The organism is Flavobacterium sp. GQ95, from assembly GCF_059758655.1.
Genome location: NZ_JCAXEB010000003.1, coordinates 454,058 through 466,649 on the forward strand (window position 1 = coordinate 454,058; position 12,592 = coordinate 466,649).

Annotated in this window: 9 protein-coding genes; 3 read left to right on the forward strand and 6 right to left on the reverse strand. The window is 34.2% G+C overall.

The features are described 5' to 3' along the window. Positions 1-21: 21 nt before the first annotated feature. From AC6CH4_RS09345 to AC6CH4_RS09370, 6 genes are all read right to left on the reverse strand, one after another. Positions 22-2,271 (reverse strand): multicopper oxidase family protein, encoded by a 2,250-nt coding sequence (locus tag AC6CH4_RS09345; RefSeq protein ID WP_498102285.1) that lies wholly within the window; start codon positions 2,269-2,271, stop codon positions 22-24. Beyond that, positions 2,271-2,984 carry a heavy-metal-associated domain-containing protein gene (locus AC6CH4_RS09350; protein WP_498102287.1) on the reverse strand — a complete coding sequence of 238 codons (714 nt, stop codon included), beginning with the start codon at positions 2,982-2,984 and terminating at the stop codon, positions 2,271-2,273. Before AC6CH4_RS09350 ends, AC6CH4_RS09345 begins: the two co-directional genes overlap by 1 nt. Positions 2,985-3,202: 218 nt before the next feature. Beyond that, the gene (locus AC6CH4_RS09355) at positions 3,203-3,763 is read right to left on the reverse strand and encodes a helix-turn-helix domain-containing protein (protein ID WP_498102289.1); all 561 of its coding nucleotides are present in this window, start codon (positions 3,761-3,763) and stop codon (positions 3,203-3,205) included. A gap of 2 nt (positions 3,764-3,765) precedes the next feature. Beyond that, complete coding sequence (locus tag AC6CH4_RS09360; RefSeq protein ID WP_498102291.1) at positions 3,766-4,293, reverse strand: DUF3347 domain-containing protein; 528 nt, start codon at positions 4,291-4,293, stop codon at positions 3,766-3,768. Between the two features lie 115 nt (positions 4,294-4,408). After that, positions 4,409-4,795 (reverse strand): hypothetical protein, encoded by a 387-nt coding sequence (locus tag AC6CH4_RS09365; RefSeq protein ID WP_498102293.1) that lies wholly within the window; start codon positions 4,793-4,795, stop codon positions 4,409-4,411. Positions 4,796-4,864: 69 nt separating this feature from the next. Next, positions 4,865-5,698, reverse strand: a complete 834-nt coding sequence (locus AC6CH4_RS09370) for an AraC family transcriptional regulator (protein WP_498102294.1) — start codon at positions 5,696-5,698, stop codon at positions 4,865-4,867. A 102-nt stretch (positions 5,699-5,800) separates the two neighbouring features. Between AC6CH4_RS09370 and AC6CH4_RS09375 the strand changes: the two genes are divergently transcribed. From AC6CH4_RS09375 to AC6CH4_RS09385, 3 genes are all read left to right on the forward strand, one after another. After that, the gene (locus AC6CH4_RS09375; RefSeq protein WP_498102296.1) at positions 5,801-6,967 is read left to right on the forward strand and encodes an MFS transporter; all 1,167 of its coding nucleotides are present in this window, start codon (positions 5,801-5,803) and stop codon (positions 6,965-6,967) included. A gap of 654 nt (positions 6,968-7,621) precedes the next feature. Continuing rightward, entirely contained in the window at positions 7,622-10,771 is a 3,150-nt protein-coding gene (locus tag AC6CH4_RS09380) for a SusC/RagA family TonB-linked outer membrane protein (protein ID WP_498102298.1), read from the forward strand. A 16-nt stretch (positions 10,772-10,787) separates the two neighbouring features. Beyond that, positions 10,788-12,578 carry a RagB/SusD family nutrient uptake outer membrane protein gene (locus tag AC6CH4_RS09385; RefSeq protein WP_498102300.1) on the forward strand — a complete coding sequence of 597 codons (1,791 nt, stop codon included), beginning with the start codon at positions 10,788-10,790 and terminating at the stop codon, positions 12,576-12,578. Positions 12,579-12,592: the final 14 nt, after the last annotated feature.

Consider the following 12,592-nt stretch of genomic DNA (forward strand, 5'->3'; position numbering starts at 1 on the left):
AAGCAAATAGGTAACAGAGGTTTAATAGTTTAAGTTAACTCCAAAACCAATTCCCATATCACTATCATAATGTGTTGTGATTCCGAAGTTTCTTCCGGCTACATATTTTAAACCGGCCATATATTCCTTATCGGTATTCCACATTAAGTTCATGCGCAGACGTCTCGAAAGCGGAATATCTTTTCGTTCAAACTGAACTCTCACATTTCCATCGGTATAAACTTCAACCTGAGCTTTTATGAGCATTGGTAAAGTATATTCAAGTCCGGCGCTAAAAACAGAACGATTGTCTTTTGTATTGGTTTGCCCGAAAAGATTTTGTTCCTGTTCGTCCATTCCCATTTTTCGGTAGCGCCAGTCAAAACCTATAAAAGGCATCAGCCATTGCATTTTGCCAATATAGCGACCAATATGAGTTTCGCTTTCATAACCATGTTTGTCATTATAACCCAAACGCCATTCGGTTCCAATGCTCCAGCGCGTGTTGCTGTACATGGCTTCCCCATCATTTCCGTTGGTGGCAAAATCATTTTCTGCCATAAAATGAAACATTCTATCATCCATTTTTAGCATTTTATAAGCCATTTCAGGATGATGAATTAACGGATTTGGCGCTGAATTTTCATAACTAAAAATTCTTCCCATTCCTGCCATCATATGATATAAGATGTGACAATGAAAAAACCAATCGCCATCTGCATTAGCCTGAAATTCTATTGTATCGGTTTCCATCGGCATAATATCAATCACATTTTTAAGTGGAGAATAATCGCCGTGTTCATTCAAAATTCTGAAATCGTGCCCGTGCAAATGCATTGGGTGGCGCATCATCGAACCATTATATAATACAATCCGAACATTTTCTCCTTTTTTAATTAAGATTTTATCGGTTTCAGAAATCACTTTATTGTCCATACTCCAAACATATCGGTTCATGTTTCCGGATAATTCAAAGCGTAATTCTTTTACCGGAGCATCTTTTGGCAATGTTGTTATCGTTGGAGATTTTAACATTCCATAATTCAACGTTGTAATTTCTGCAACTTCTGTTGTATCAGTTGACATTTTCATCTCTTCCATATTATGTTGAGAATGATCTTCAGATTTTACAGATTCATCTTCTCCAGAAATCTCCGGATACATCACGGCGTTCATGTCCATTTTATTCAAAGACATATTCATGTTCATATCGTTCATTTCGCCATTCATTTTCATCATGTCGTTCATCATTTTCATCCCTTCAAAATATTTTAATTTGGGAAGATGAGCAACAGGCTGTTTAGATCCACCTCCTAGAAACAAAGAAGCAGATCCCGTTCGGTCTTCGGCTGTAGCTAAAAATGCAAATGATTTATTGTTTTCAGGAATTGTAACTACAATATCATAAGTCTCAGAAACCGCAATAATCAATCGGTCGACTTCAACAGGCTCAACATCGTTTCCGTCACTGGCCACAACGGTTATTTTTCCGCCACCATATGTCAGCCAGAAGTAGCTTGATGCGCCTCCGTTGGCAATTCGCAATCGGACTTTATCGCCAGCTTTGAATTGTGAAAGCTGATCTTCATTTTTTCCGTTAATTAAAAACTTCTCATAATAAACGTCACTCACATCCATGGCGTTCATGCGTTTCCATTCATTCGTCACTTTTGTCGAAAACTGACCTTGTTTAACTGCTTCGGCATAACTTTGCGTTGTTCCTTTTTTTATTGCAAACCAATCGTTTGCATTGTGCAGCATTCGCTGAACATTCTCCGGTTTCAAATCGGTCCATTCGCTTAAGATGACCGGAATGGTTGGCAAATCGTCAATTCCTTTTCTGAAAGTAGTGTCGTCTTTCTTTTTGTTGATGATAAAAAGGCCGTACAAACCTATTTGCTCTTGCAATCCAGAATGGCTGTGATACCAATAAGTCCCATTTTGAATAATTGGAAAACTATATTTATGGGTTGTTCCAGGTTTAATTGGCATTTGCGTTAAATAAGGAACTCCATCTTCTTTATTTGGAAGAAATAATCCGTGCCAATGTAATGCTGTATCTTCTTTGTCCAGTTCGTTGTGCACATAAATTTCGGCAATATCGCCTTCAGTAAATGTCAAAGTTGGCATGGGAATTTGACCATTAACAGTCAGAGCACGTTTTTCTTTTCCGGAAAAATTTACAATCGTATCGCGTACGTATAAATCGTAACGAACTACTTTTTGCGAAAGCATAATTTGTGTGAAGAATAACAGTATTATTATCGTTCGTAAAGATTTTTTATAATTCATTATAGCATTGTTATTAGCATAATTAAACTCATTATAATCATTAAGCCATCTTCAATAATCGTAACGGTACTCATTGGTAAATTAAAAACAGCGCCCAAACACGCACACTGAATTTTCTTTTTATTCAAAACCGATTGCAAAACCCCAATAATACTAATAGTCATTACAATAAAAGTAGCGGCATTGGTGAAAATGGGACTGAAATTCAATAGATAAGAAATTCCTAAACCAAATTCTAAAAAGGCATACACGTATCCCCAAACCGGAATTTTTCGCGCCAAAACATCATACATCATATAACTTTCGGCAAAACCTTTTAAATTCAGCATTTTGAAAAAGGAGAAGACCAAAAAGAATCCCGCCATAAAATGCTGCATAGCCTGCATGAAATCAAAATGATGATTGGTAGTTTGTATCAGTACCGTAATCAAACTGATGTAAAAGAAAATAAGTAAAATAGGTTTATAAGTTTCAAACCAGGATCTTGTTTGTTCTATAGTTTCATTATGCTCAATAGCTGAAATTTGATATTTAGAATCTAAAGCATTTTGTAAATCTGCAATTGCAACATGTTTATTCATTGTAATAGTTGCAGTATTGTTTTCTTTTGAAACTTCTACATTAGTGATATTGTCAACTAATTCAAGTGCTTTTTTTACTTTGTCTTCGCAACTTGAACAAGTCATTCCGGTAAGTTGATAGGTATGTGTCATTGTTTTATCTTTTAAAGTATTACAATGCAAATTTCCGAAGTAACGATTACATCGGTTTGTATAATTTTGAGAATGATTTGTAAGATTTACAAAAAGTTATTTAACCGCAAAGTGCGCAAAGGTTTTTTTGATATGCTAGTTTTTATAAACGCAAAGTTCGCAAAGTGTTTTCTAAATAACTTTGCGTAAATCTTTGCGAACTTTGCGGTTAAAAAAAATTACAAATTCTCTATCTGAATGCGTTTTTTATCTTTCAATTGTTTGAAATAAGTAGGAGTGAAGCCTGTAATCTTCTTAAACTGATTGCTCAAATGTGCTACATTACTATAATTTAAAATGTCTGCAATTTCGCTTAACGAAAGCTCATTATAAATCAAAAGCTCTTTTACTTTTTCTATTTTCTGACTAATGAAATATTTTTCGATAGTAGTGTTTTCGACTTCTGAAAATAAATTACTCAATGTATTATAATCCTGATTGAGGTTTTGTGCCAGATAATCAGACAAATTGATTTTAAGTTCATTGTTTTTGTGATGAACCAAATCAATAATGATATTCTTTATTTTCTCAATGGTTTTACTTTTTTTATCATCGATCAAATCAAAACCTAAAGCATGAAGATGAGTTAAAAGTTCTTTTTTTTGATCTTCAGATAGGCTGTCTTTGAGTTCGACTTCACCCAATTCAACAGAAATAGTATGAAGTCCGAGTTTTTCAAACTCAGACTTCACAACCATTTTGCATCGACCACACACCATGTTTTTGATGTAGAGCGTCATAATTATTTGATGGTTTCTACAACATTACCACAAGTTAGCATTGAAGAACCGTAATACGGATTCTTAACAGCTTTTTCTTTACTTAACCAATCAGCATCTACCATTGGGCAATATTGTTTGTATACCACTTGTTCAGATTTTGAAACTTTGATTAAATCGTAAGTGTTTTTTGAAAGTGATTTAAAAGTCTCTCGTTGTTTTTTAAGATCTGTAGTTGCCGAAATGCTTTTTGCGTCTGCAGTCAGTTTTTTCATGACTTTCATCCAGGCTGTATGTTCGTCACTTTTAAGTTTGTCCATTTTTACAGCAGAAATTGCTGTTAATAAATCTTTGGCTTTCGCCGAAGTTAATTTACTATCACTTTTTATAAGGGCATCTTTTACGGTAAAATAAGCATCATAAACAGCTTGTAATTGATTTGAATCTACAATTTTAATTGATGTTGCTATTGTTTTTACGGAGTTTGCCTGAATGATATTAGCAGTAAATAATGTAATTACTGATACTATAGTTGCTATTGACTTTTTCATTTTTATATGATTTTATAGAGATTGTAAATTTCTCTAAGTTGAATAATTTAAATAATATTTCTTTGGGTCTTAGTGCCTTTGTGGCAAAACCCATTTATGGCTATACGAAATACAATTATTTTATTTTTGGCGGTAACCAAATAGAAGTAAATCCATCTGAAACAGGGATTTCAGTATAATATACAATAGATTTCTCAAAAGAGAAATTAAAAGCATTGTTATTGAAATTAAAAGCATTTTCTGAAATTAAACTAAATTGTAATCCAGAAGTTGTACAACTCGAATGATCGCATCTTCCGTTGCAGCCATGTTGGTCTTTTTTAGAAGAAGAATCTTTTTTGCAACAATCCTTTTGACAAGAATCTGAATTTGTTTTTGTTGAAGTTACTTTCTTTTCGCAGGAATTTTTTTCAGGAGATTTTCCACATGCATAACTCGCGCCTGACGTCAGAAAGAAGCCAAGAGTTAAAACGAGAAATAATATGTGTACTTTTTTCGACAAAAAAAATGTATTAGTGATACAAATTTAGGCTTTTTTTTCAAGTGCCAAGATTATTTAAGATTTCGATAACTACAGTTTTTTATAATCTGTAGGTTTCATGTTTTTTCGTTTTTTGAAATAATTCGACAAATGACTTTCATCCGTAAAACCAAATTCATGAGCAATTTGCTTAATCGGCAATTGATTGTTGTGGAATCTTTTCTCGATCAAAGTAGTCCTTAGATTATGAATGTAATCGCGGTAACTAATAGTAAAAGTTCTTTTGAAATAAGCACTGAAATAGGTTTGTGCAATATTAAAATGATCTGCAATTACTTTAATCTGAACCAATTTTGGCTGATAAATATTCTGATGGATATACGATGTTATTTGCTCGTTATCAATAGAATTTCCCATTACAACAAGATTCTGACCGCGCATTGTTTCTTTTATTAATCCAAAAATAGAAAGTATCTGATAAAAAACAATTGGCGAATTGGAAACATCTGTATGGCAATTATAAGCAGCAATATTTTCGATAGTGTTCTTTAATATAGTTTTGCAGGGATCATCTAATTTAAGAACGGTTTCTTTTAATGTCTTATTTCGCATGAAACTTTCAGGAGTGTGAATCAAAAATTCATCGCAAGTAAGGTTTTGTTTCGAATTAAAATAGCTATCTGTAAACTTAATATAAAAGAAACGGGTACTTTTTTTAATATCAAAATAATGCTCGTCTTCTGGTGAAATTACAAATAAATCGCCTGCTTTATAAGGTAATAAATTGTTGTTTAAGTGATGAATTCCGTTTCCCTTCTTTATGTAAATGATTTCATAATAAGTATGAGAATGCAGTGGAAGATGAAATTTCTCATCTTCAAACTCATCAATCATCAGGGTTTTAAATTGATTTAATTTCGGCATAACTTATATTTACAAGTTTATATCGCAAATGTACAATTTATTTCTTGTACTGTTGACGTAAATTTGCGTCATAGAAAATCTATTCCTTTCTTAATAAAACAAATGAAAAAAAGTCTTATTGCCTTATCTTTAGGAGGTTTAACTATTGGGATAACCGAATTTGTAATGATGGGGTTACTTCCTGATATTGCTTCAGATATGAAAGTTTCGATTCCGGTTGCCGGATATTTAATTTCGGCTTATGCATTAGGTGTTGTTATTGGTGCACCTTTATTAGTAATCATCGGAAGAAATTTTCCACCAAAAAAAATGCTTTTAATCTTAGCTTTGATGTTAACGGTTTTTAATGCCCTTTCGATCATTGCACCCACTTATAATTTTCTGTTTGCTTCCAGATTCCTTTCCGGATTACCACATGGTGCCTTTTTTGGAGTAGGAGCGGTAGTCGCAAGCCGTCTGGCTGATAAAGGAAAAGAAGCGCAGGCCATTTCAATCATGTTTGCAGGTTTAACTTTAGCAAATTTAATAGGTGTTCCAATTGGTACTTATATAGGACATCATTTTATTTGGCGTTATACTTTTGTATTAATTGCAATTGTGGGAATGCTGACCTTTTTGTTTATTTCTTTATGGATGCCAAAACTAGAGAAAGATGGTGATGTAAACATGAGAACGCAGTTGTTATTTTTCAAAAAGACAGAAGCGTGGTTAATTATCGGAATTACAGCAATTGGTTTCGGAGGATTGTTTGCCTGGATAAGTTATATCGCACCCTTATTAATAAAAGTTTCTAAATTTTCGCCAGAAGATGTTTCGTATATCTTAATATTAGCTGGGTTTGGAATGGTAGTTGGAAATTTCCTCGGAGGGAAACTAGCAGATAAATTCTCCCCGGCGCCTACTGTGTTAGCCTTATTATTTGTAATGGTGATCGATTTGATTATGGTTTACTTTTTATCTTCTAATCAATATTTGTCTTTATTCTTTACTTTTTTAACAGGAGCAATTTCATTTTCGGTAATTGCACCAATCAATATGTTAATGATTAAAACAGCCAAAGATGCTGAGATGATTGCTTCGGCGGCCCTTCAGGGAAGTTTTAATATTGGGAATGCTTTAGGTGCCTTTTTAGGCGGATTACCTTTAGCAGCAGGTTATAGTTATGCTTCTCCAAATCTTATTGGTGTTGGTATGGCTTCTATAGGTATGGTTATAACCCTGATTTTAATGCAAAAACATAGAATCAGATTACAGTTGCAGAGTGTGTAAATAAACATTTTACATAAAGGCATAAAAAAGCCCTTAAACTAAATTTAGTTTAAGGGCTTTTTTATGCTCATTATTAACTGCTTTTTAACTTATGTTCATGTTTGGACGTGAGTACTTAATAACGAGGAATCGGGAATAGTGCTATTTTCTTACTTATTTTTAAATATAAATTTTACTCCATTAGTAATTTTAAGTGTGATTTATACACGTGAGAAAATTTTAAATTTTGTTTATGTAATCGATTGTTTTTTTAGCAAATAGAAAACAATTGTCTGATTAATAAAAATATATTTAATATTTATTCATAGTATAAATTACACATGTCGTATAAAAAACAGACTTTATTTTTCATATGTAATTTTTTTTAGGAAATTTTTGTGAATTTTAATTTTTTATATAAAAAAAATATTTATGTTTGTGTAATCGATTACATGATGTTGCACGCCCAAGAAAAACTAAGTTTTACACTTTAAAAAGGTCGACTATTTCTGAGTTGATGAGAATTTACCACATAAAAAAGAGAGTATATAAAAACAAAAAACCACTAAACCAAAAAACAATTAATAACTTAAACACTAAACCATGAATTTTAAAGATTTATTTAATAAAAGAACAAATTGTTGTTTTGCAGTTGTTTTCTTATTGTGCTTATTCATGAGCAACCAAGTAAGTGCGCAAAATGTAACACTGGAGGGTACGGTAAATGATGCCACGGGAATGAGCCTTCCAGGGGTTAACGTACAAGAAAAGGGTACAAAAAATGGTACCTCTACAGATTTTGACGGTAAGTATAAATTAAAACTTAGCAACTCTAAGGCAGTTGTAACTTTTTCTTTTATAGGTTTTAAAACAAAAGAAGTTTCTGTTGCCGGAAAAACTAAAATTGATGTTGCATTAGTTGAAGATTCTAACAACCTGAATGAGGTTGTTGTAGTTGGATACTCTAGTGTAAAAAAATCAGATTTGACGGGAGCTGTTTCTGTTGTTTCAGGAAATGACTTAAGAAAGAATCCTGTTGCTAATTTGGCAGAAGCTCTTACGGGACGTGTTGCCGGGGTTCAGGTTACTTCTTCTGAGGGTTCACCGGATTCTGAGATTAAAATTAGAATTCGTGGAGGAGGTTCATTAACGCAAGATAGTGCACCGCTTATTTTAGTGGATGGATTTCCTGTAAACAGTATGAATGATGTTCCTGCTGCAGATGTAGAATCTCAAACTATATTAAAAGATGCTTCTTCGACTGCAATCTATGGTTCAAGAGGAGCAAATGGAGTTATTCTTATTACAACCAAAAGAGGTAAAGACGGAGCGATATCAGTGAACTATAATATGTTCTATGGTATGAAAACTTTAGCCAAACAAATTGATGTTCTTCCTACGGAAGATTTCGTTAAATGGCAATATGAGTATGCTTTACTAGATGCACCAACTCCTGGAGATGTTACTTCTTACACAAAATATTTTGGCAATTGGCAGGATAGAGATTTGTATAATGGTGTAAACGGTGATAATTGGCAAAAGCAAATTTATGGTCGTACTGGAGAAGTACAAAGCCGTGATTTAGGAATACGTGGTGGTTCTGATAAAATCAATTTTAATTTTAACTATGCACATTATGATGAAAAAGCGATCATGGTGGGTTCAGATTTTGACAGAAACAACTTGTCTTTGGCTTTAAATAGCAAAGCAAGCGATAAAATTGATCTTTCTTTTACAATGCGTTATGCTGATACAGAAATTAATGGCGGTGGACTTAACGAACAAAGAGAAGTTTCCTCTGCAGATGCACGTTTGCGTCATGCTGTTGGATATTCTCCAATTCCATTACCAGGTTTAACAACAGATAATACTGATGAAGCAGTTTCTAGTTATTTAGTAAATCCTTTTGTTGCTAATGCAGATGCAGATCGCCAGCAGTTTAGGAAAGTATTTAATATGTTAGGAAGTTTCTCCTGGAAAATAATTGAGAATCTTCAGTTTAAATCAGATTTTGGATTAGATAATTTTTACTATCAGGATTATCGTTTCTACGGTCGTAGTACTTATTATGTAAATAACGTACCAACTTCAGAGAATCAGGGTATGCCAGCGCTTACTATCGGAGATCGTAGAGATAACAGATTTAGAAATGCGAATACACTTAGCTATGATTTTAAAAAATTATTGCCTGAAGAGCATAATCTTAAATTTCTTGTTGGAGAAGAGATGATTGATACTAAATCAACTCAAAATCTGACTACTATTCATGGTTTTCCAAAATTCTTTGATTTCGAACAGGCACAAAAGCTTACTACTCAGGGTAAACCAAACTCTGTAGATAACTACTATCTTCCGGATGATAAATTACTATCTTTCTTTGGTAGTGCGAATTATGATTACAAAGGACGTTATTTACTTACTGCTACTTATCGTGCAGATGGTTCTAGCAGATTTCTTGAAGATAATCGTTGGGGCTTTTTTCCGGCAGCAGCTGTTGCATGGAAATTATCTGAAGAAAGTTTCCTGAAAAATACATCCTGGATCAATTTACTTAAACTTAGATTAAGTTATGGAGAAGCTGGAAATAATAATATTCCGGTAGGACAAACTGTTCAAAGTTTTGAATCTACAACTACAACATGGATTCATGGTGTCGAAAACTTCTGGGCTCCGTCTAAAACATTGGCTAATCCTGACTTGAAATGGGAGACTACAGTAACTCAAAACTTAGGTCTTGATTACGATTTATTCAAAGGTCGTTTAACAGGATCGTTAGAGGTTTACAAAAATGTAACCAAAGATCTTTTAATCCTTTTTCCTGTAGCTGGAACTGGTTATGATAACCAGTACAGAAATATGGGGGAAACTCAAAATACAGGTTTCGAGGCTACTGCAAATGTTGTAGCAATTGATAAACCAAAATACGGATTAAACTTTTCGTTTAATATTGGTGTAAACAAAAACAGAATTAACTCTCTTGGAGTAATGAGTAACTTTGGAATGAATACAAACTGGGCATCTACTCAAATCGGAAACGATTATGCTGTAAATGTTGGTTCTCCAATTGGTTTAATGTACGGTTACCAAAGTGATGGACGTTATGAAGTATCAGACTTCGATTATAACGGAACAGCTTATACTTTGAAATCTGGCGTTGCAAATGCTTCAACTGTTGTTGGAACTGTTCAGCCGGGTTACATGAAATTGAAAGATATTAATGGGGATGGTGTTGTGAATAATAGTGATCTTACCATTATTGGAGATGCAAATCCAAAAGCTACCGGAGGTTTTGCAATTAATGCTAATGCTTACGGATTTGATTTCTCAGCAGCATTTAACTATAGCATTGGAAATGATATTTATAATGCAAACAAAATTGAGTTTACTACATCAAACCAAAATGGGCAATACAGAAATTTAAGTTCAGAAATGGCTGATGGAAAAAGATGGACAAACCTTGATGCTGAATCAGGTACTTTAGTAACAGACCCAACCGCTTTGGCAGCATTGAATGCTAATACAACAATGTGGTCTCCGTTTATGAGTCGTTTTGTTTTCAGTGACTGGGCTGTAGAAGATGGTTCATTCTTAAGACTTAATACACTTACTTTAGGTTATACTGCGCCAAATTCATTTACTAGTGCAATACATGCTACTAAAGTGAGATGTTATCTGACTGCAACAAATGTTTTTGTTCTTACAAATTATTCAGGTCCGGATCCAGAGGTTTCTACAAGAAGAAATACTCCACTTACGCCAGGTGTTGATTATTCAGCATACCCACGTAGCAGACAATTGGTTTTTGGTTTAAACCTAAGTTTTTAATTTAATAATTATCACGATGAAACATAAAATAATAATAGCAGGTTTAATTATAACAAGTCTTTTTACTTCTTGTCAGGAAGATTTTTTAGAGGCTCCTGCACAATCAACATTAGACGAATCAATAATTTTTTCTACAGCAGGATTGGCCGAAGGTGCGGTTGATGGAATAAAAGTGCCTTTTGCTGAAACTAACTCTTACCGAGGTCGTTTTCTTCCTTTTTACGGATTGAACACAGATATTGAATGGTATAATAGTTCGCAAACAGCTGGTGATGCTGCTGATTTATGTGTGTACGATGCAAAAGCGATCAATTCGCAAATGAATACTACAAACAATGCCTGGGCAATGATGTATTCCGGAATCGAACGTGCTAATATTTGTATCCGTGGTTTACGCCAATATGGTGATCCCAGACCAGGGACAGATCTTGGATACCTACTAGGAGAAGCTTTGACATTAAGAGCAATTTATTATGCAGATTTAATCAAAGCATGGGGAGATGTTCCTGCCCGTTTTGAGCCAATTAATTCAGCAACAATTTATTTACCTAAATCAAGTCGCGATGTTGTTTACAAACAAATTATTCAGGATTTAGGAGAAGCTTCGACTTTAGTGCCTTGGCCAAATGAAACTGCTGCTACAAATTCTGTAGAAAGAATTAATAAGGCGTTTGTAAAAGGATTCCGTGCTCGTTTAGCTTTGGCTGCAAGTGGTTTTCAACAATATCCTGACGGAATCAGAAGAAGTACAGATCCTGCACTTTCGGTTGCAGCTATGTATAGATTAGCTTTAGACGAATCTCGTTCTGTAATTGCTAGTGGAAAAGCTCGTTTAGAGCCATCATTCGAAACATTTTGGAAAAAATACAATCAGGAAGTTACAACAGCAGGAGGAGAATCTCTTTGGGAACTTCCTTTCGCAGATGGTAGAGGTAGAATGTTATTTAGTTTTGCTGTTCGTCACACCACTAATGATCAGTTTCATGCTAATGGAGCTAACCGTGGAGGTACTGCGGGACCACTTCCTTTCGTTTTTTATGATTACGATCAACAGGATACCCGTAGAGATGTAACTTGTGTTCCGTATAAGTATGGAACGGCTGTTAATAACATTGCTAAGCAAGAATTAGGGGCACTGAATACCTGGTACTTCGGAAAATACCGTTACGAATGGATGACTCGTTTTGTTACTTCAACAAATGATGATGGTGTAAATAAAATTTATATGCGTTATGCTGAGGTTCTTCTTATTGCTGCTGAAGCGGCTAATGAATTAGAAGGTCCAGGAGCCGCAGCTCCTTACTTAAAAGAAATCCGCAGAAGAGCGTTCCCTTCAGCAGCTCAGGCTGTAAAAGTTGAAGATTATGTAAATTCTAAAACTACTAAAGAAGCTATGTTTAATGCTCTTGTTGAAGAAAATAAATTTGAGTTTACCGGAGAAATGGAGCGTAAGCAAGCACTTATTCGCTGGAATATGCTTAAAGCAAAATTAGATCAGGCAAAACAAAAAATGACAAGTTTAGCCACTCACACAGGTGAATACGCTGATGTGCCAGCTACTTTGTATTATAAATTTAAAGCGGATAACGTATCTCTTGATATTTACGGATTAAACAGAGGAGAAACTACAAATCCGGGTGTAGCCTATACTGCTTTCCCATGGACATGGACAGGAACGGCGACAGATGCTAAGATAAATTCATTGTACAAACCAGGTGTTAACCCTGATAACAGACAATTCTGGCCAATATGGCAAGTGTTTATTGATGGAAGTAATGGGCAATTAGTTAATGATTACAATTATTAAATCTTAAGAAATAT